Annotated in this window: 18 protein-coding genes, 3 pseudogenes and 1 riboswitch; of the genes and pseudogenes, 10 read left to right on the plus strand and 11 right to left on the minus strand. The window is 35.2% G+C overall.

Going from position 1 to position 20,579, the window contains the following annotated elements; all coding sequences use genetic code 11:
• The 3 genes and pseudogenes from nikB to ACIQ0C_RS24115 form a co-directional block, all read right to left on the minus strand.
• Positions 1 to 939, minus strand: a complete 939-nt coding sequence (gene nikB / locus ACIQ0C_RS24105; RefSeq protein WP_403064728.1) for a nickel ABC transporter permease — start codon at positions 937 to 939, stop codon at positions 1 to 3.
• A gap of 36 nt (positions 940 to 975) precedes the next feature.
• Complete coding sequence (gene nikA, locus ACIQ0C_RS24110; protein ID WP_403064731.1) at positions 976 to 2,607, minus strand: nickel ABC transporter substrate-binding protein; 1,632 nt, start codon at positions 2,605 to 2,607, stop codon at positions 976 to 978.
• Between the two features lie 153 nt (positions 2,608 to 2,760).
• Positions 2,761 to 2,949, minus strand: a riboswitch (cobalamin riboswitch).
• Positions 2,950 to 3,733: 784 nt separating this feature from the next.
• Positions 3,734 to 4,060 (minus strand): annotated as a pseudogene (locus ACIQ0C_RS24115) (translocation protein TolB); the annotation flags it as partial.
• 160 nt (positions 4,061 to 4,220) lie between these two features.
• On the opposite strand from ACIQ0C_RS24115, the gene ACIQ0C_RS24120 reads away from it, so the two are divergent.
• The 3 genes from ACIQ0C_RS24120 to ACIQ0C_RS24130 all read left to right on the plus strand — a co-directional run bounded on the left by ACIQ0C_RS24120 (position 4,221) and on the right by ACIQ0C_RS24130 (position 5,930).
• Complete coding sequence (locus ACIQ0C_RS24120; RefSeq protein ID WP_096341081.1) at positions 4,221 to 4,565, plus strand: hypothetical protein; 345 nt, start codon at positions 4,221 to 4,223, stop codon at positions 4,563 to 4,565.
• 234 nt (positions 4,566 to 4,799) lie between these two features.
• On the plus strand, positions 4,800 to 5,099 hold the full coding sequence (locus ACIQ0C_RS24125) for an IS110 family transposase (protein WP_403064735.1): 300 nt from the start codon (positions 4,800 to 4,802) through the stop codon (positions 5,097 to 5,099).
• Between the two features lie 6 nt (positions 5,100 to 5,105).
• Positions 5,106 to 5,930 (plus strand): IS110 family RNA-guided transposase, encoded by an 825-nt coding sequence (locus ACIQ0C_RS24130; RefSeq protein WP_403064765.1) that lies wholly within the window; start codon positions 5,106 to 5,108, stop codon positions 5,928 to 5,930.
• 574 nt (positions 5,931 to 6,504) lie between these two features.
• Here the strand turns inward: ACIQ0C_RS24130 and ACIQ0C_RS24135 are convergent.
• Both ACIQ0C_RS24135 and ACIQ0C_RS24140 read right to left on the minus strand, forming a co-directional pair.
• On the minus strand, positions 6,505 to 7,017 hold the full coding sequence (locus ACIQ0C_RS24135) for a Dps family protein (RefSeq protein WP_367235606.1): 513 nt from the start codon (positions 7,015 to 7,017) through the stop codon (positions 6,505 to 6,507).
• A gap of 572 nt (positions 7,018 to 7,589) precedes the next feature.
• Positions 7,590 to 7,937, minus strand: a complete 348-nt coding sequence (locus ACIQ0C_RS24140; protein WP_403064739.1) for a hypothetical protein — start codon at positions 7,935 to 7,937, stop codon at positions 7,590 to 7,592.
• A gap of 357 nt (positions 7,938 to 8,294) precedes the next feature.
• On the opposite strand from ACIQ0C_RS24140, the gene ACIQ0C_RS24145 reads away from it, so the two are divergent.
• The 5 genes from ACIQ0C_RS24145 to ACIQ0C_RS24165 all read left to right on the plus strand — a co-directional run bounded on the left by ACIQ0C_RS24145 (position 8,295) and on the right by ACIQ0C_RS24165 (position 12,135).
• Complete coding sequence (locus ACIQ0C_RS24145) at positions 8,295 to 8,609, plus strand: HMA2 domain-containing protein (protein ID WP_403064742.1); 315 nt, start codon at positions 8,295 to 8,297, stop codon at positions 8,607 to 8,609.
• Between the two features lie 13 nt (positions 8,610 to 8,622).
• Positions 8,623 to 9,156: an HMA2 domain-containing protein gene (locus ACIQ0C_RS24150; protein WP_403064744.1), complete on the plus strand. Its 534-nt coding sequence runs from the start codon at positions 8,623 to 8,625 to the stop codon at positions 9,154 to 9,156.
• Positions 9,153 to 11,279, plus strand: coding sequence for a heavy metal translocating P-type ATPase (locus tag ACIQ0C_RS24155; protein WP_403064747.1), 2,127 nt, complete (start codon positions 9,153 to 9,155; stop codon positions 11,277 to 11,279). The genes ACIQ0C_RS24150 and ACIQ0C_RS24155 overlap by 4 nt, the downstream gene beginning before the upstream one ends.
• Positions 11,251 to 11,841 (plus strand): HMA2 domain-containing protein, encoded by a 591-nt coding sequence (locus tag ACIQ0C_RS24160; RefSeq protein ID WP_403064750.1) that lies wholly within the window; start codon positions 11,251 to 11,253, stop codon positions 11,839 to 11,841. The genes ACIQ0C_RS24155 and ACIQ0C_RS24160 overlap by 29 nt, the downstream gene beginning before the upstream one ends.
• A gap of 63 nt (positions 11,842 to 11,904) precedes the next feature.
• Positions 11,905 to 12,135, plus strand: a complete 231-nt coding sequence (locus ACIQ0C_RS24165; protein WP_403064753.1) for a hypothetical protein — start codon at positions 11,905 to 11,907, stop codon at positions 12,133 to 12,135.
• A gap of 712 nt (positions 12,136 to 12,847) precedes the next feature.
• On the opposite strand, the gene ACIQ0C_RS24170 is transcribed toward ACIQ0C_RS24165, so the two are convergent.
• The 3 genes from ACIQ0C_RS24170 to ACIQ0C_RS24180 are packed head-to-tail and all read right to left on the minus strand — an operon-like array spanning position 12,848 to position 14,887.
• A complete protein-coding gene (locus ACIQ0C_RS24170; RefSeq protein ID WP_403064756.1) occupies positions 12,848 to 13,732 on the minus strand; it encodes an alpha/beta fold hydrolase in 885 nt (294 codons plus the stop codon).
• 16 nt (positions 13,733 to 13,748) lie between these two features.
• Positions 13,749 to 14,303, minus strand: coding sequence for a hypothetical protein (locus ACIQ0C_RS24175; protein ID WP_403064768.1), 555 nt, complete (start codon positions 14,301 to 14,303; stop codon positions 13,749 to 13,751).
• Positions 14,303 to 14,887: a TetR/AcrR family transcriptional regulator gene (locus ACIQ0C_RS24180; RefSeq protein ID WP_403064759.1), complete on the minus strand. Its 585-nt coding sequence runs from the start codon at positions 14,885 to 14,887 to the stop codon at positions 14,303 to 14,305. Before ACIQ0C_RS24180 ends, ACIQ0C_RS24175 begins: the two co-directional genes overlap by 1 nt.
• A 13-nt stretch (positions 14,888 to 14,900) precedes the next feature.
• Between ACIQ0C_RS24180 and ACIQ0C_RS24185 the strand changes: the two genes are divergently transcribed.
• Positions 14,901 to 15,071 carry an ATP-binding protein gene (locus ACIQ0C_RS24185; RefSeq protein WP_403064771.1) on the plus strand — a complete coding sequence of 57 codons (171 nt, stop codon included), beginning with the start codon at positions 14,901 to 14,903 and terminating at the stop codon, positions 15,069 to 15,071.
• A 35-nt stretch (positions 15,072 to 15,106) separates the two neighbouring features.
• Here the strand turns inward: ACIQ0C_RS24185 and ACIQ0C_RS24190 are convergent, their stop codons facing one another.
• A complete protein-coding gene (locus ACIQ0C_RS24190) occupies positions 15,107 to 17,326 on the minus strand; it encodes an MFS transporter (RefSeq protein WP_403064762.1) in 2,220 nt (739 codons plus the stop codon).
• Positions 17,327 to 17,806: 480 nt separating this feature from the next.
• On the opposite strand from ACIQ0C_RS24190, the pseudogene ACIQ0C_RS24195 reads away from it, so the two are divergent.
• A pseudogene (locus ACIQ0C_RS24195) lies at positions 17,807 to 19,236 on the plus strand (IS4 family transposase).
• A 396-nt stretch (positions 19,237 to 19,632) separates the two neighbouring features.
• Here ACIQ0C_RS24195 and ACIQ0C_RS24200 read toward each other — a convergent pair.
• Complete coding sequence (locus ACIQ0C_RS24200; protein WP_402844518.1) at positions 19,633 to 19,809, minus strand: hypothetical protein; 177 nt, start codon at positions 19,807 to 19,809, stop codon at positions 19,633 to 19,635.
• Between the two features lie 561 nt (positions 19,810 to 20,370).
• Positions 20,371 to 20,579: pseudogene (locus ACIQ0C_RS24205) on the minus strand (transcriptional regulator); the annotation flags it as partial.

The following is a 20,579-nucleotide window of genomic DNA, read 5'->3' on the forward strand; positions in this document are numbered from 1 at the left end:
TTATTTCTCTCCTTCCCATCGTATACGAGGATCCAGGAAGGAATACGTAACATCCACAAGAAGATTACAGACCACAAAGATCACGCTCATAAATAATACACAACCCTGAATCATCGGATAATCTTGATTTAGAATAGATGTGACAAATAATTGCCCCATGCCGGGCCAAGCAAAAATTGTTTCAACAATTACCGCTCCTCCTAGCATGTTCCCTAAACTCATACCAAGTCCAGTTATCACAGGCAACAAGGACTTTTTTAATACATGCCTGCTAACGATTAGCCTCTGACGCAAGCCTCTTGCTCTAGCATACATAACATATGACTCATTCAAATTTTCCAGCATACTAGCCCGAAGCAATCGCATATACGTACCTATATAACCAAAAGCAAGTGTTAAGGTGGGAAGTACTAGATGAGCCAAAGTGCCCCTCCCCAAGACAGGGAATAAATCTAACTTTACGGATAAAAAGTAGATTAAGATAAAACCAAACCAAAATGTAGGCATAGAGACGCTAGCAAAGGCTACTATTCCACTAACCTGATCAACCATTTTTCCCTTGTAAATAGCAGAAATCATTCCTATAGGTAAACTAATTACAACAATAAAAATAAGCGAAGCACATGTTAATTGAATCGTTGGAAATAGATGCAACAATATTTCGTCCCAAACAGAATTTTTGGATACATAAGACATCCCTAAATCCAATTGCAACACTTTTCCTAGCCAATCTATATATTGAATATATAAAGGCTTATTTAATCCAAGCTCAGATCGCAGAGCGTTCACTGCCTCATCCGTAGGTGGAATGTGTGAAATCCTTAAGTAAGCTACTGCTGGATCTCCAGGAATTAAGTGCAGCAAGATAAAGGTGATGAGTGAGATTCCTAACAATATTGGAATTAAACTTGTGAGACGCTTAACAATAAACCAACCCATGTAATACTCCTTAAGTTGTTTTTAATTATGCTCAATTTATTTAACATCAATTGAAGTTAAAGGCACCTCAACTTCTTGAGGTAAAAAGTCTACCCCGCTAATATTTTTATGATACACGGCTACATTAGACTGATAAGATATCGGTAAATAAACAGCTTGCTCATGCAAAGTCATTAAAATATCTGTATACAACATTTTTCTCTCTTTTTCATCTGTAGTTAATAATACTTCCTTAATTTTCTGGTCTATTTCTTTCTTTTCAGGTAGCCCTAATAAAGCAGTGTAATCTGGACTTCCATTTTCTGAATCTGTCGTAATAGATGCTAAATAGGAATGTGGGTCAAACGGTACAGCCCATGTTGATGTAAATAATAAATCATACTTACCTTGGAATGCCGTTTTCCAAAATGTATTACTTTCCTGACTAGTCAATTTAATATCTATCCCTAGTTTTCTAAAATCACCTTGAACAAATTCTGCTATCGACTTCTGGATGTTGTCTGTACTATTAAATAGAAATTCCAGTTGCAACTCTTTTCCGTCTTTTTCTCTAAACGGTTTGCCCTCTACTTTTCCCCATCCAGCTTCATCCAATAACTGTGCTGCCTTTGCTGCATCATATTTATAAGGATCTACATTAATCTTTGTGTAATCCAAAACAGGTGGAAATAAAGTATTAGCCTTTTCTTCCATACCATAAAAAATATTATCGATAACAGCCTGTTTATTAAACGCATGGTTAAGAGCTAACCGAACTTTACGATCTTTAGTAGCTTCGTTATTTGTGTTAAAAAGCAGCGTTCTTGTAGCAGTAGGTTCTGACAATTTGGTTTTATATTTTCCAGAGTTCTTCAAGAATTGGAATGAATCTTGGCTGATGACCCCGTTACCAAAAATAAAATCAAGTTCCTTTTTCTCAAAAGCTAATACTCTAGACTCGCCGTCAGTAATAACTTTAACAACCACCTTATCTACTTTAGGTTTAGAACCCCAATAATGTTCGTTTCTTTTGAATACAGCAAACTCATTTTTCTTATATTCGCTCAATACCCACGGACCTGTACCTATCGGAGATTTGAGTCCATCCTTAAATGTATTTTGACTGTCCGGAAAAGCAGCTTCTCCTACAAATCTCAAAGGTCTAACATAAGTTAGTTCTTGAAGAGTTGGATAGTACGAGTTATGCAAAGTAAGTTTAAATGTATATTCACCCACTACTTCTGTACCTTTAATTTGGTTAATTAATTCCACCCATTCATGTTGTTTGCGGTTATCTAAAATAGTATCAAAGTTTTTCTTAACGATTTTAGCATTAAATGGCGAACCATCAGAAAACTTAACATCTTTTCTGAGGTGAAATACATATTCTTTTCCATCTTTCGATATATCCCAACTCTCCGCCAGCCAAGGCTGAATTTCCCCACCTTCACCGTAATAAACAAGAGATTCATATACCATCGCTTGAGAAAAAAATTCATTTGGAAAATACGTGTGTGGATTTAAATTACCGATATCTCTAGGCCAAGAAAACGCAACAATTTTTGGTTGATCTTTATCTGATACATTTTTTTGATCTTTTGTTGTGTTGTTGCAACCAGTAACAAAGATTGTAAATATTACTAGCAGTCCAACAAAAGAACGGAATAAATTAGACTTCTTTAAAAACATGCGTTCTCACCTTCAATTATAGAATTTAACTATTTGAAAAATATGAAATACAAAAAAAACATTTCCTACCAGAATTTATCAGGTCAGAAATGCCTATAGTTCAAGAAATTTGTCTTCTAGCACTCTAACACCTCCCTATCTCCCGTAGGTTTAACAGCATCTCTAGAACGGGCAGGTCTTCTGACTTAGGCTCATCATCTCTATGCGTCTTCCCAGATATTATCCAGTGACATTTTCACATAGGACTCACCCTTACAGCGGCGGGACCGTGCCGGATTTTGCACCGGCTTCCCTTTTAAGTATTTGCAATTAAACAAATACACCCATTCCAATAAAATATGAAATTTTCCCTTATCTTCATAATAAAATTTAGAACTTGTCTATTCTAAAATTAGTCAGTTGAAACTATTTGTAAACCATTACATTTTATTAGTTTCATCTCTAAGTAATTTTTGATAAATCCAGCTACTAATCCTAGCTATAAACGAAATACAGTAAGTAAGAAGGAATTTATACATGTTCTCTCAAAAATCTAACAAATATATAACATTCTCCTACATTTGTTTGTTTAACGATTGCTACTCTCTTGAAATGGAATATTTACTTTTTAAAAATGAAATGAAAAAAAGTTTACCTATTACAAATTATATTCGTTATTGCAAATTTATGCTATATCAAATTAAGATCCTAATGTTTTTGAAGGTGGAAACATACATAAGACTACTTTCAGGAAGTACTCATAGCAAAGACCCCATTGGCGCTCAAGGGGTTACACGTCGCCTATTTTTTTGGGGTGCAGTTCAACGTTAAGGAATCGACTATTTTTACTTTTCATTATTCTATCAACAAGATTGTGACGGACTTCACTTAAACTACCATGAAAATAAGTTTCTTTAAAAATGAAAGATGACAATACTTAAGAAGACCCTGCTCAATCGTTTAAAAAAAGAGGAGAGCGTTAATTAATTAGTCTATGGATTAGGGTTGACTGGATTAAGGTCAGTATTAGTATTAACACTGCCTAACCATTTTCATTCTTTGCGATTCATGGATGGCTAACGGGTCGTTAGCACTATAAGAGTAAAAACCATACCAGATCGAGGTCTACAAATTCTTTAGGTGTTTATGCCTTTTGTTGTTTAGATGTTGGGGTTTCGGCAATCGTCATCTTCTTGTTTTCAACGAAAAATCTTCCTTTATAGGCCAATTGATTGGCTAGAGGAGCCCACTTATACCAGTCTTTAAACCCTAACATTTTTCCCACTGATTGAAAGTGTTTTCCTTGTGATAATAGGACACATAACGTATTGCTATCCATTGACCAAGAAGCTGTAGGAACAATTAAAAAGCTAACCCACTTCCCATCAGAACTCCACTTAAAATAATCTGCATCAATCCCAAACAAATCAGGTTCTATAGTTTGGTTAGTGTAAAAAGGTTTTATTTTATCTTTTAAAAACAGCTCCGATCTTCAGCTAAAGCACCCGTTAGTTCATTAAGAAAAGCGATTCTGAAAACAGTTCATGCTAATGAGTAACTTCATTTTTACTATACATAAAGATTTTGCATTTGGGCAAAATTATAGAAACAAATTCAATTGGAGAACAACATTTATGATTTTCCTTGCCCTTTTATTAATGTTAGGCGGTTTATTAATTATTAATACTATTTACGCTTATCACACCAAGCACATAGACTCGAATTTTTTATCGACTTTATGGTACTATATAAAACTTTTACCTCTTTTCCTGTCTGCGAGTATTATGATTGGATACGGAGTGAAGTTTTTAACAAAAATTGTAGATAACTTAACCTTCTCACTTATTGTCTCTAAAGGAATGGAGATACTAGTTAGTGTCGCAATTGGATATATATTTCTAAAAGAAATTCCCAATTGGCGAACAGGGATTGGTATCACAATTATATTAATTGGTTTTTGGTTATTAAAAGGAAAATAGAAAGAGTTTACCTTGATAAGCTCTTTCTTATGACAAGTGTACTTTCGTTAGTTATTCAAGAATATGGACCAATTGTTGAACAAAGATCAACAGCACTCTTGAACTATCCTGCCCCGATAGTCATAATGAACGAAAACGGCTCCCATCGCTTAACGTAGATTGCACTTGGTCATAATGTTACTACCAAAAATAAAAAACCAAGTGTAGAGCTACACACGAAAAGGAGCCTATATTATGAAGGATGTTCAAAAATTTGTTGGTTTAGACGTATCTAAAGATTCAATTGCTGTTGCGATTGCTGATTCTGGTCGTGGTGAACCTAGATTTCTTGGAACTATTCAAAATAAACCAGAGGATATTCGCAAATTGATGAAAAAGTTAGGGAAGCCTGAAAGTCTATTAGTATGTTATGAAGCAGGATCTTCTGGGTATGGAATTTATCGATTTCTTCTATCTATGGACATTGATTGTATGGTTGTCGCACCCTCCCTTATTCCAAAGCGATCGGGCGATCGTGTGAAAACAGATAAATGAGATTCTATTAGATTAGTAGCTCAGCTACTTCGCGCTGGAGAGCTTACTTCTGTATGGGTTCCAGATGAAGATCATGAAGCATTGAGAGACTTAATTCGTGCTCGTCATGATGCTCGTGAGGATTTACAAAGTTCTAGCCAGAGACTTGTTCACTTCTTACTTCGCCATGGAATACGTCCTCCGCAGGGAGTTAGAAATTGGTCCGTAAAACATCGTGAATGGTTAAAACGATTAACATTTGAACGAGCTTCTCAACGTATTGTTTTTCAAGAATATCTTCATGCAATCAATGAGGTTGAAGATCGTATGAAACGAATCGAAGCTCAGATCCATGAAGAAGCCCTTCAAAGTGAACATGCTCCGGTAATTCAAGCTCTTCAAACATTAAGAGGAGTCGCAGAAGTCACAGCTGTTACTTTGGTAGCTGAAATTGGACAGTTTTCTCGCTTTTCAAACCCAAGACAACTGATGTCCTATGCTGGACTTGTTCCAAAGGAGTACTCGAGTGGGTCTAGTCGTTGGCAAGGTTCCATTACGAAAACCGGAAACTCCCAAATTCGTCGTTCCATAGTAGAAGTTTGTTGGTCTTATCGCCATCGACCATCTCTTAAAGGTGAATTACTTAAACGTCAAGAAGGTCAAGATCCAGAGGCAAAACGTATTGCTTGGAAAGCTCAACACCGTCTTCATATGAAATATCATCGCATCTCTGCTAAAGGAAAAGGTGGAAAAGTAGCTGTTGTTGCAGTAGCCAGAGAATTACTTGGTTTTATTTGGGCTATCGGTTGTGCCATTGAGGATAAGCAAGTAAGTGTATCGAATGTTGCTTAAGTCGATTGAAAGTAAGATTATGTAATAAATGATTTTATCGAATCATAATTTTGTGATTTAGAATTGAAGATTTGGCTCGAAGGCAAACCCCCGGGAAGGAGAACCCTCATGTGCAACTATGCACTAGGTCTAGGGACTGAACGTGCGCCGTTAGTCCGAGGCAGCTCCGTGACGGATGGGGTGAAATGTGGTAACCAACCCACGCATATCAGTTTGTATACCACCGTCAACGTTTTTGCCTTCGTGCCAAGTTTTTAAGGTTATCCTTGTTCAACTTTTAGAATTGTATCCATTTCAATTTAGCTTATCAAGGGAAAGTACGCCCTTGACAAGCTAAATCCGAAAGGATATTTGGTTTATAAGTTGAACAAGGAATAACTCTATTCATAGCTGAATGAAACACCATTTAAAAACATTTGGGTGTGGTGGGTTGACAGTTTCGTTCATATCAGTTCCATAAAGAAAAAGCTGATTTTCTTGAAGTTAATGAGCTCTTAAATCGGGTTGGGTAACAAAACAGAAAAAGCTACCCTTTACTTCTCAGGTGTAGCTTTTATTGATTATATAGAAATTATCATCTTTGAGAATCAACGCAATCCATTCTTTCTAGGTATGCTGTAAAGAACCAAACATGTTTCTCTAGAAAGGCCAATGCATTTGCAATAAGATCGATTGTAAATTCATCTGTTGTCTCTTTTACGAATTCATCGACTTCACGCAAGTAACGTGCTGTTGCTGCGAAATCATTAGCAACGGCATAAGCAATAGTCGAGGTATTGTAAGGACAACTAGGGGCTTCTTCTAGAGTTGCATAACGGACAAATTCATGCATAGAGGCAAGAGGAAAAAAACCCAACATTTTTATTCGTTCAGCAATTCGATCGATTTCAAGAGCAACTTCTTCATACAATTCGCCTAATTTTTCATGAAAATCAATGAAATCAACACCAACCACATTCCAGTGAAAGTTACGTAATTTGATATAAACTACATGAAGATTAGCCAAGTATCTATTGAAGGCATCAGCCAGTCTTTTTGCGTATTGTGAATCCAGACCAGTCAAAGTGGCACGCAGTTCACGAGACATATTATCATCCCCTCTAAATTGGTTTCAAATCAATATATGTTTTAGGCGAGTACACAGTTCTTTGCTTTGACTTCTTATAATCAATGATTATGTCAAGTAGGGCGCTTTAATGAAGTAACTAAAGCCTAATTTCTCACTTATAACACCGAGAAATTAGGCTAATTATGTTCCCACATAGGTAGATGACACAGTTTATTTAAAGGGTAGCCTTGCAGTACTCTAACGTATGCTTTTTGAAAGTAGCCACACATAAAAAATATCTTATATTACTGTTGTTGTTTAAAAACGATAGTCATGTAATTCCATTAAAGGGCCATTATATTGAATAAAAGGTTTTCCATTTTTTATGCAATCACCAGGCTTCTTCAGAAGCCGAAAACGTTGATTTATCAACGTTGTATAAAATCCTGCATAAATGATAAAAAATGAACAAACGCCAAACCCTTGATATAGTTGGCGTTTTTGATACTTCCTAAAGTTAACATTCTAGGACTTTAATATAACGTTCTCCAAACAGAAAGTTGTTTATTACTTTAAATTTAAAAATAGAACCTTCTAAAACTTTGAAGGTTCTATTTTATTTTCGAAACAATAATCCCTACAATCATAATAAAAAATCCCAATAGTGTTTTCCAAGTAGGAACCTCTTTGAAAAATAGATAGCCCATCAATACTGAAATCACTATCTCCATTCCTTTAGACGGAACTAAAACAAATGTTAAATTCTGAATCGCTTTAAATCCAAATTTGATGCCGTATCCGATTAGCATATTAGCTATTAAAAATAATGGAAGGGCAAAAATTTGATACTTTAAAGTCGCCCAAAAGGCTGGATCAATATGCTTGTTTTGATACGAAAATAACATGTTTATTAGAAACAAACCAGAAAATAAAAAGGTAGCACCATAAAAATAACTCATACTTATACACTCTCATTGTATTCATATTTGTTATCAGTCTATCCAATAAATGTTTCTTTACACTATAAAAATTGCCTTAGATAAAAATAATGGCTTCGATACAAAAAACACGCTTCTTAAAGAATCGTTATAGACATAATATAAGGTGTACGAACAATCAATTTTGACTTTCATTTCATTAAATTTTAATTATCGAAAATAAGCAGTGTCATTGAGCACTGCTTATTTTTATGTGTTTAGTAAAGATAATCTAACTTCTTATAAGAGTTGAATTATAATATTTACAGTACTTTAACAATACATTGCTTTAAAAGGAAATAATTAGTAAAATATTGAATTAGATTGGTGGTATTTAACATGATTGGAAAAATAACAGAAAAAATTATGTTGAAACATGTAGAAAGAAAGCTAGGTAAATATGATATTAAGCTTATGCATTTTATCCCTGGACGTATTCGCCTTCAATCCTCTACATGGAAGCAAAATGTTCTATTAATAAACACGATTATAGCAAAGTTAAAAGAGCAAATTTTAGTGTATGATGTACAGTTTACACAAGCAACAGGTAGTTTACTTATTACATATGATGCGTCGCATGTGAGTGATATGAAGGAACTAGAATCATGGTTTTATATAGTAGATGAAGTTTATCAGAAAGAATTTATCCTCTAAGGAGAGATGAACAATGGTACCTACTCTTGTGGGAATTGGAGCCTCTTTAATTGCTCCAAAAATAATGTCCCAATTCCGGGATCAGAAAGTAAAAGTAATCCATGCTATGCCAGGTAGACTGCGTTTACAATGTGATAGCTGGAAACATACTATTGTAGCAGAAGCATTAGGTAAACAGGTACAGAGTCATCCCCTTATATTAACATCTAAAGCATCAGAAATAACAGGAAGCCTTGTTATTGAATTTATTGTTCCTCATATTAGTCAAGATGAATTGGATGAAATAATGACTAACATTGTACAAATAGCATCAAACGCAATCTTACATAAAGATGCTATGTTAATGAATGGCATGAAAAATACCTTACAGTTTATTGATAAAGGTATTAAGAAGCAAACCAATGGGTTTGCAGATTTTGATAGTCTCTTTATTTTATTCTTACTAGGAAAAGGAATACAATCCTTTGGCAATGCTCCTGCTTTTTCAGCAAGCCTATTATATTGGTCTTATAGCATTATGAAAAATAAGGGGGATTCAAATAGGTGATAACGAATACAGTGCGTATAGAACATTCTTTACCAGGAAGAACACGCTTTTATATTTCAAAAGTTATAGAACCAGGTCAAATTGAATGCTGCTTACGATCTTTTCCTGGTGTTCGTTCGGCTGTTTATACGCAGATGACAGGAAGTATTCTAGTTTATCATGACTTAGCAATTTCTTTAGTAAAACTGAGACATTTCATTTTCTCATTTTTAAAAATCAATAACCCATCAGAATGGTTATCTTCGGTTTGGAAACAACTAGCACCAATTGTAAGCTCTATTGCTATGTTTGTAGCAAATTGGTACATACAAAAATCTCCTGCCTCCGTAATGTGGAAACATACATTTCATTTAGGGGCAATGGTAACTGCGGTTGCTACATCTTTTAATGTTATAAAAGATGGGATTTTAAACTTATTTAAAGAAAAAAAGGGAAATGCTAACACGTTGACTGCTGCTTCCATCTTTGCTTCCTTGTATATTGGCAACCCTGGCTCTGCTTTGGTTATTACCATTTTGTCTACTATTAGTGAATTACTAACCGAATATACATCCCAGCAAACAAAGCAATACATCCATTCTGTTTTAGAACTAGATACTTGTTATGCTTGGAAAGTAAATGGAGAAGGTATTGAAGAGAAAGTTTTATTAGAAGAAATACAAGTTGGCGATCGAGTAGTTGTGTTTACTGGAGAAAAAATTCCAGCAGATGGCGTTGTCATAGAAGGATGTGGAACGGCAGATGAATCCTCTATTACTGGTGAGTACATGCCAAAAGAATTAAAAAAAGACGACTGTGTATATGCAGGAAGTGTTTTGCAAAATGGTCATCTTATAGTAATAGTAGAGAAAGTGGGCGAAGACACAGCTATTTCTCGTATTGTAAAACTATTGGAAGAAGCACAGGAAAAACGTGCACCTATTCAAAATATTGCCGATACCTTGGCCAAAAAAATGGTACCTGTTTCATTTGGATTAGCACTGTTAACGCTTCTTCTAACACGTAACGTAAACCGTGCCATGAATATGCTCGTTATTGACTTTATTTGTGGAATTAAATTATCTACAGCAACTGCACTTTATGCTTCAATTGGTCGAGCTGCGAAAGAAGGAGCCATTGTCAAAGGTAGTCACCATATTGAAGAGATGTCTAAAATTAGCACCATTATTCTTGATAAAACAGGAACTATTACAGAAGGAGCCCCTGTCGTACAACATGTTATAGCATGTGAAGGATACCAGCAAGAGGATGTCATTCGGTTAGCTGCAACAGCTGAAAAGAATTCTTCTCACCCTATAGCTGATGCTATTGTTAAACAAGCTATTAAATGGGGAATCCCGATTCAAATTCGAGATAACAATGCTCAAGTAGAGACAGTAGTCGGAAAAGGGATTAGTACCTTCTTAGATGGAAAACAAATTTTTGTAGGAAGTCTTCGCTTTATGAATGAGTTGAAAATTAAAGTAGATCATTTCCTTCACAAGTTAGAAAAAGATGAAAATGTGATCTATGTGGCCTACGATCAAACACTTATAGGTATAGTGAGTATCTTTGATAAAATCCGATCAGGTATGCATCGGACTGTTCACCACCTTCGTAAACAAGGGATTGATGACATTATCATGCTCACAGGTGATAAACGCACAGTCGCAAGAGAAATGGCACGACGTTTACGATTAGATTGGTATCATGCAGAGGCTCTGCCAGAAGACAAAGCTACTTATGTAAAATACTATGGGAAACGAGGATCTGTCATGATGGTAGGAGATGGAATAAATGATGCACCAGCTCTTGCTCATGCTCATGTAGGCGTCACAATGGGAGCTAAACGAACAGATATTGCTTCAGAAGCAAGTGACGTCATTATTACATCTGATAACCCGGAAATGCTTTCAGAATTAGTAGGACTTTCTAGGAAAACAATGAATATTATTAAACAAAATTTTATTGTAACCTTTGCAATTAATGGTCTTGCTATTTTATTTGGAGCATTGGGCATTTTTTCGCCAATCGTTGGAGCAGCTATTCATAATGCAGCTACGATTGGTGTAGTCATAAATAGTGCACGTATTCTATGGACAGGAGATGAATCGAATGAATCCAAAGTTTTATGTTCTACATGATATACCAGGCCGCCTTCGATTACAGATTCCATCCTTACGAGACAAGACGGATTACAAGGAAATTGAGCATATGTTTTCTTCCCTCAAAGGTATTTTATTTGTGAGGATAGAACCTACTATTCAAACCATGTTAATAAAATATGATATTTCACATCTTTATCGTAATACTATTTTTCGGTATATATCTATTTTTTTTCAGCAAATCCGCTTAGATCCGTTAGATGATATTATGATTCAGATAGATCCAACAACTCGAAAAGATTGGTTGCGGACTCTATTTTCTGGATGTTTATTATTGTTAGCAGGTATACGAAAGTCATCCTTCTATAAACCGGATGCTTTAGTATATGGAGCAGTTGTAGCCACTGGATATACTGTATTGTCTCATGGATCGGCGGATAAAATTAGGCATCCAGACATCTTAACAGGCATAGTTACTTTATTATCCCTAGGTCCCTCTAATATGCTTTATGTGGCTATGATTACATGGATTGTCAACGTACTCGAGCTATTGCATGAAAAACAAAAATTTCAAACTCAACTTCTACACATGATCATCTAGATATTCATTCATGTCTTTTACATGAATTGATATATACAACTAATTTAATGGGGGAATTATACAATGATTAATCGCGACTTTTTAATGGGTTTTGTATCAGGCACAGTAGTAGGTGCAGTGGGATACCGTTTGTATGAACAAAATGGAGGTCAATTACAAAGACTTGTACAACCTAATCAATCGTTTAGAAGTGTACAGGGAGCAGGAGCATCTTCATATCAGCCTTCTGTAGAAGAATTAGTAGCACAAAAAGAACGTTTAGAAGATATGATTGCAGAACTTCAAGTAAAATAAAATCTCACTCATTAAAAGAATGAGAAGCAGTTCCAGGCTGCTTCTCATTCTTTTTTATATAAAAATAGGGGGATCACAATAGATAGAAAGAACATCAATTCATTGAATTTACCTTCATAATAGTTACTTTTGCAGTTACTTTGAATATTTTTTCTATAGACAAACATTTTTACCTATCGTTAAAATGTTTCCTGAAGGAAAAACTTTATCTCATCATAATTCAATAACTAAATAAAATCAACACAAAATCCCTATAATGGTATATATTAACTATAATAAACTAAAAAATTCAATTTTTATAAAATGCACTAAGTGTATAAATCCAATCTAAGTCACCACTACCACTTTGCGGACTAAAAGTGGGTACCGCCACATGCCAATCAAGGTAAGATATCATAATACCCCCAGAACGAAAATTTTTGTGCATTTTTCCGTTTTTATCGTTTTGAGGTAACTCGTTATTGTTAGCTTGATGGGCATGGGGTACCACCAGCAAAAAACGCGAATTTACAACGTTAAGGAAATTCCAGAAAAAAAAGTCCAATTTCTCAGATTAAAATTGAGAAATTGGGCTTTTTTGTTACTCCATAAAAGCGCCCGATTGTTGAAGATCAAAGGCAATTGCAGCTATCTCGCACTTATTTAATTCTAACCACCGTTAGCTTATTAAAACCGTGTGAATACACTGTGCAAAAAGTTTGTAAAACGTAGCTTAATTTATAATAACTTCTCTTAAAATACGTCCCCAAATTTTGCTATCGTCAGTTAAAAAGTGACCTGCATCAGGAATAAGGTGCAACTGACACTCAGGTATTATCCTTGATACTTTTTTAATCTCTTCCACAGGAGCCATTCTGTCCTCTTCTCCATGAAAAAGATAGACTGGTACTTTTATGTCTTTTAAATCAAATCCCCAATATTTAGACAATAAATAAGGTTCGGTTGCTCCTTCATCAACTTGGTTCCTATATGCTTCTCTTAAATGCCTAAATGTTGCTTCTAAGTGTTCATCAGTTTGCAGAAACTGGCGATCCCAATCGGTTAAATGTTTATTGCCATTTTTAAGGTCTTTTTTAAATTTATCTGGAGATTTATCCATTATCTTTACCATGGATTTATATGATAACTTCAAAATCCACGGTGCATTTTTAGAAAGCCAAAACGCTATACGATTTTCTTTTACCATCGCCTTCGGAGGCTTTCCATCTTTGAAAGGAGTAACGCTTGAAACCATCGTAATTGAATTTATTCGTTGCGGAATTTTATATCCACAAGCAGCTGCATATGCTCCTCCTCCAGAAACCCCAATTACTGAAAAATTTTCAATTTGTAAATGATTAGCCAATTCCTCAACATCATCGGTCCAATCTAGTACAGTTCTGTTTGGCTTTAAGTCTGATAAGCCGTATCCAGGTCTATCTATCGAAATTAACCTAATTCCTAGTGAATTTGATACTTCGTCATCATCTAAAAACCATATTCTTGAACCTGGTGTTCCGTGAAAGAGAAATATAGGTATGCCGTCTTTCTTCCCATATTGAATATATCCAAGTTTTCTTCCATCATTTAATTGTAAAATTTGGCCGTTTGGTTCCACCCTTATCCCCTCCATGTCAATTTTGTCGCCTCTTATTTCGTGTAATTCCGAGATAAACAAATACCATGCATACTATAAGACCTAATGTAGCTGGAATAATTATAGATTTACCAGAGTCCCCTGCAAATAGGATACTCCATCCTACTTTCCCTATTGCAATAAAGGCCATAATTGACAAGCCGAACCAAATGTTACGTTGCCAGAAAGCAAGAGCTAAGAGGGTTAAAGATAGTGGTACAATCAATGTAAGCAAAATTTTCCCCATTCCCCAATCCCCAGTTAGATAATCGACTTCATATTGAAGAAATTCTTGCACTTTTGTATCTACGGTAGTCGGTTCAGGGAACCAAAACATGGATGTGAAAATACAGAACAGTGTGAACGATATTCCGGCAAGGCTCCTTTTGAAGGCAAAAAAACAAAAAGGAATAATAAATATAGGTCTTATATACCAAGAAAGCTGATTATGATGCCTTGCAAAAGCCCAATCTAATAAATCGCGATTTACAATCAGTAAACATATGGAGCATAGAGCAAAGAAAATAGCCAATGGCTTATCATATTTACGCATCAAAAGTTTTTCTCCTTCCCTTGTAATGGTATTGATAGACCTTTTTCTAAGAACAACATCATTTCATCAATTAAAAAAAATAGCTTATCATCAAAATAATCGGAGCCAGATTTGTTGATGAAATATTGAACAAGTGACAGGTTAAGAGAATGAACAAGCAAAATGATTGTTTCATTATTTAATCTCTGATCAATTTCATGTTTCTTCTTACTCTCATTGATTAATATATGAAAAAATTCATTACTCTTTTTATCTTCTTCCCCAAGTATTGATTTTTTCCAATCTTGATCGGAATTGAAGATAAGGTCGTTTGCAATTTTGCCCATATCCGGATGCTTACGGTAAAAATGAATTCCCCCGATAAATAGGTTCCTTATAATATCAATAAATTTCATTTCACTAGTTATCTGGGTTAAATTTTGGGAGTACTCGTGTTTTTTGATGCCTACTTGTTCAACTACATACTTATACAAATCAAGTTTGTCTTCGAAGTATTGATAAAAACTCCCCCTAGGAATTCCTGCTTTCTTAATAATGCTTGAGATACTGGACTCTTGATAACCATGCTCAGAGAATTCAGCCATACTAACTTCTAAAATCTTTAATTTCTTCTCTTTGGGTAGGTTGAAAAACCAATCTAGGAAAAGTAATGAAGGCACTGGCCTAGGACTAACGATCACAAAGAGAATTATTGAAATGCACAATGGAAGTATTCAATTGGATTCAGGTAACGGATATACACATTTCCAGATTGCTTTATTAAAATAATGGGGGACTGCTTTTCATGGAAGTCCCCCGTGTTTTTAGCGAATACCGATATCGTTTACTAAAACGGTGCCTTTTTCGGTTCGATTAAATTCAAATGAAATTTGGTTTAATGTTTGGGGATTAAAGGCTGGATTCATTCGCTTGAAATCCTTCAGTTGGAAGTTAAAGTGTTGAAAGATGGGCTCCTTAGTAGGAGATAACTCAGTAAACGGCCATTTTAATAGTTTTCCTTCTATCATTGGGATTAATTTTGAAACATGGCTAAGCGGCAGGCTGGCACGATTACCTTCATCATCCACTAGGGTGATGGTTAAATCAATAAGATCTTTTCTATAGGAAGGATTTTTCCTTTTTGTCGAATCGGCCATTGAAAAGGAAATGGAGCTATTTTCTGTAAGATTCAAACCCTTCCCGGGTAGGAAGACCGTATAGGAGGCAGCCTTACGGAGCTTACGAAGGTTCCAACCTAACCGTACCACGCTGTTAAGGGATTCTCCATATTTCAGTTTCATCCGCTCTTCCTTCCATTCCATTAAGTGCTTTCCTTGAATTCTCCCCCCCATGACGGAAGTACTTAGCACATCAATATCTTCATCAAATGAGGTAAGGATGGAAGTCTTCGAGTCTCCATAATCACTAATATACATGGTATTCGGCAGCCATTTTTGTGCATAACCGATATCTTTGAAAATCAATTTATATTCCTTTTTATTTTTTATCGTAGCATCGAGAAAGGAAGAAATGAACACTTTGGCCACTCGTTCTTGATCTTCTATTGGCATAAGCTGTTTCAGGTTGAAAAGTTGATTTCCTAAACCAACACCGTCCCGTTTGCCCCAAGTTTGATTAAATTGACCATGATTGGCCCCGTAAATGTAAACGGAAGCCTTCATAAAATCCTGATCAGAGTTAAAATGAATTCGATTAAATTGACTATAACCAGAAAAGCTATTGACATCCATATCATGAGAACCATGCAAGGCTAGATAATTTATATTTTGAAGCGGGACTGGTTTTCCAGAAGGAGAATAGTATCCATCAGTACCCGAAATTGAGATAAGCGAGCGAATGTGAAATCCGTAGTTAAATTTAATCTTTGCATTATCAGGAGAGTTGCTTAATTGATTAAAGGCCGCAGCTATTGAAATCGCTTCACCACCTCGTGAATGGCCAATAAGTGCAATATTGTCCATATCTACCTTTTCGAAAAAGGGGTTTTTCTCTTCTTTGTTCCAGTTCTTCCAGGTTTTAAGGTGCTCTAGAAGTAAGATAGCCCTTGCAGGGTTTTCTTTTTCCAAGGCATGAAAGATAAACATATCATTAAAGGGTGATACATTTAGGAAATTCTCATCAATTGAAACAAAGATATAACCGCGGCTGGCAAGAAGTTGACCGAGATATTTGTAGCCGGGGTCGGAGTAGTCTGTCATTAGATGGTTTCCGTGGACGGCTATAACGAGGGGAAAGGGCCCCTCTCCTTTTGGATACCAGACTGTTCCATTGAGCGGCAATTCTTTTGGTCCAAAACCAAAGGTTTTCGTTCTTAAAGTGGACCATTTTTCAAGAAATGAAGATGCATCAATGGGTTTGGTAAGCAGTGAGTTCTTTCGATTGAATTCTTTGCGGTAGCTATTCTTACTGCCATACGTAATCGATTGGACCTTATACAGCCCATTTTGGTTGGGATTCTGGATAGAAGAACTGTCATAATGATTTGCTTTTTTTAATTCTTTTAACGTGACTCCACGGGGGGATGGCTGGCCATCGTTAATTATCCAATAACTAAAGAGTCCGATCCAGATGGTGAGTAGGGCGAATAAAAGTTTATTTCTAATTCCACCCTTTTCCTTAAGCCGGTATATAAGTGCACCCCAAAGGGTAAGGGAAAGAATAAAAACAAAGATAAATAGTGCAGAAACTTCTAACGGACCCATAAAACAAATAAATAGCATGAAACAAGAGCTAAAGAATAACCATAGATAAAGATTTGGCAATTTTTTAAAAGCAAATAGTAAAACAGTTAATAAGCCACTAATTAGAGAAATAAATAGGATAAACAGGAGTGTAGCAACAGTGAATTCATAGATTCCTCTGTCCCCGAAAAAATAGATAGATTGAATAATAAATAGGATGAGAGAAGGAATGATCATGATAATTGCTGCCCACTTCCAACCTGGAGACAGAGGCTGCTTTGGCTTTCGGTTCGTTTTTAAGCGATTTATCGATTGTCGGACATTTTCCCATATAACCTGCATGATTGTAACCTCCAATAATGATTGATATTTAAGACTCCCAGTTTCATATTACTGGATAAATCTTTCTGACTTCTTTCGAATTTCTTTCAATAATCTTACAAAAAATGAATGAGAATGACGTGGACAAGTGGTAAGCCCGAACTATAAAAATAAGCGCACCTTTCTGGTACGCATGACAAATAACCGTATATCATGAATTTTTTATCAGATATAGAGAGATAACGTCTCCATCATCTATTGTATTAGCTATAATTCGCATGAGTTTATCGTGGTGGACTGTATCGAAGAATCTTTCAAGGTCAATGTCCACTACCCAATCGTGTCCATCATTCAGAAATACCAAGCTTTTTATGATTGCCATTTCGCAACTTCTTTTTGGGGTACCGCCATATTCCCATCAAGCTAAGGTGAATTTGTATCATCATAACGAAAAAAACGCTATTCTTTTTGTAGAAATATACAGGAAGGATGTCGTTTTCTATGAGTTTTTCTATTTCAGACGAAATGAATCTCTTTTCTCAAGAACTTCAAAACTACTTATCTCCATCTTCTCTACAACAATTAGCTAAAGAAGTTGGTTTTGTTCAACGTACAAGTAAATATCAAGCACAAGAATTAATTGCTTTATGTGTATGGCTTAGTCAACAGGTTGCGAGTACACCACTCACACAATTGTGTAGCCGTCTCGAAGCATCTACAGGTGTCCTCATGAGCCCCGAAGGGCTTAATCAACGATTTAATGGTTCAGCCGTACAGTTTCTTCAACAAGTTTTAGCTAATCTTCTAACTCAAAGAATTCATTCAACGCAAGAAATACTACATCCATACTCCACGACTTTTAAACGTATTCGGATCCTAGATTCTACAACATTTCAACTTCCAGATAAGTTTGCTTCACATTATCAAGGTTCTGGCGGAAGTAGCCATACCGCAGGTGCTAAAATACAACTTGAATATGACTTATTGAGTGGGAAGTTCCTCCACGTTTATGTAGGAGAAGGGAGAGAAAATGATAAAACCTTCGGTTCCACAAGTCTACTAACCATTCAACCGAAAGACTTATACATAAGGGATTTAGGGTATTGCGACTTACACGACTTACAGAAAATGAATGATGAAGGTGCTTACTATGTCTCACGTTTGAAGTTGAATTCTCGTATATATCGTAAGAATGATGAACCAGAGTTTTTTCGGAATGGGACTGTGAAGAAAGGTACTCTCTTTATTCAGTTAGACACGGAAGAGCTTATGAATCAATTACGACCTGGTCAAACACTGGAAATTTCAGAAGCATACATTGGGCTGAATCAAAAACTACCCGCCCGAGTGATTATTCATCGATTAACTGAGGTACAAACAGAGAAAAGATTGAAAGAACAAGCAAAAAAAGAAAAGAAGAAGGGCATTACCTATAAAGACCGAAGCAAACGATTAAGTGGAATAAACGTATATATTACAAATCTTTCTTTAGAAGACGTTCCAACGGAACATATTCATGAACTGTATTCGTTACGTTGGCAGATTGAATTCTATTTAAGACATGGAAATCTTTCTTTCAAATTGACAAGTGCAAAGAGATTAAGAGGGAACGCTTAGAGTGTCACTTGTATGGGCAACTTATTAGCATTTTACTCTGTTCATCTACAATGTTTAGAATGCGTCAGTTACTTTTAGATAAGAAAAAGAAGGAGTTAAGTTAATATAAATCCATCTATATGATAAAAGACTATTATTTATTGTTTTATCAAGGATTACAAAAGGACGCCAAAGAATTATCAAAAATTTTTCTACGTCTGTTTCACCTTTTGGAGAAAAACGGACGGAAATGTCATCGTTATAACAAGAAAACGGTCTTTGATATCTTAGGTATTGTGTATGATTGTACGTCACAAAAACTTAAAGCTGCCTAATATTTTTTAAAAAAACCTATTTGATGTTTTTTTTGTCATGCGCATTTTTAGTGTTACCATAGCAAATTAAAGAGAACACACTTTTATATTATCTCTTGCACGCTTAGCTTGATGGCGATGGGGTACCGCCAGCAAAACGCGGATTTCATACGCTAAGGATTAAAATACCTAAAACAAAGGCTTTTTTATACGCTAAGGCTGTTCATTCTATACAACATAAATACAATTATGTTGCATTACATAGTTGAAGAAGTGCCATTTATCGCTTTTACGCAACACAATTTACCTGAAATACTAAAAAATTAATGCAACACAACTCTTAGCGTACGTTTACCGCGTTTTGCTGTCTGGACTCCAAGTACAATATTTCACAAAAAGAGCCAGTTGTTCACAATATTAAATAATTTTATAATATTCCATCATAATTCCACCTATAAAAATCATGAATAAAAAAATTGAAGTGATTATACAAAGGTTTTTAATTTTCTTTGTTTTAACAACCAGAAAAAGTGCTATAAACAGTAAAGTCATAATGGCACTTACTGCTGTTAATAAATAAACTAATTTTTCCAAGATACACATCCTAACCTTTTTCATTACTTCATTCCTATTTTTCATTATTTGCTGACAGTATATACGCCAGATATGTAAATTTTATATTTATGCGTGAACAAATAAAGGATCATACATATTAGTCCTTCTAATATGTATGATCCTTTTTAGGTTGGTATCCCATTCGATAACTTCAAAAATCCCCCTTCTTTCCTAATAAACCTGCCTCGTTAGTTTGCATAAAGAAAGAGCTGCCTTAAAGCCCCCTCTGATCTCAGCTAACGAACCCGTTTAGTTGAATAAACTTTAATGAGTTAGATAAAATAAAAACAAACCCTTATATAAAAGGGTCTGTTAAAGCTTGGTTCCTATAGGAGTGTTTATGTAAACTAAATATGAATATGATATACATAGTGATTTGTAGTCTTAAGAATTCGTCTTTTTTACAAACATCCCTAGGATTAGGCATGCTGCACAAATAACTAAAATAGCAAATTGGCTCAAAATTCCACCTCAAATCATTCCTTCAAACTTTAAAAGGACAAACATATGCTTTAAACAACAGGTTTTTTGCTTAAAACTCTATTGCTCGTTAAAATCTTTCTTTACATTCCAAAATATCTTTTTTAAGTCTTCATAAAACGCCATTGTCAAAAATCCCAAAATGGTAATAACGATAGAATAGGAGCCTAAGTCAATGAAAAGGCCAAAACATACGAATATAATACCTATATAGAAGCCAGGACCTGTAAGATCATTCTCCTTTTTTTTATCCTCATCAATATTTATTT

The organism is Peribacillus sp. NPDC096448 (assembly GCF_044762675.1).
GTDB lineage: Bacteria > Bacillota > Bacilli > Bacillales > DSM-1321 > Peribacillus > Peribacillus frigoritolerans_B.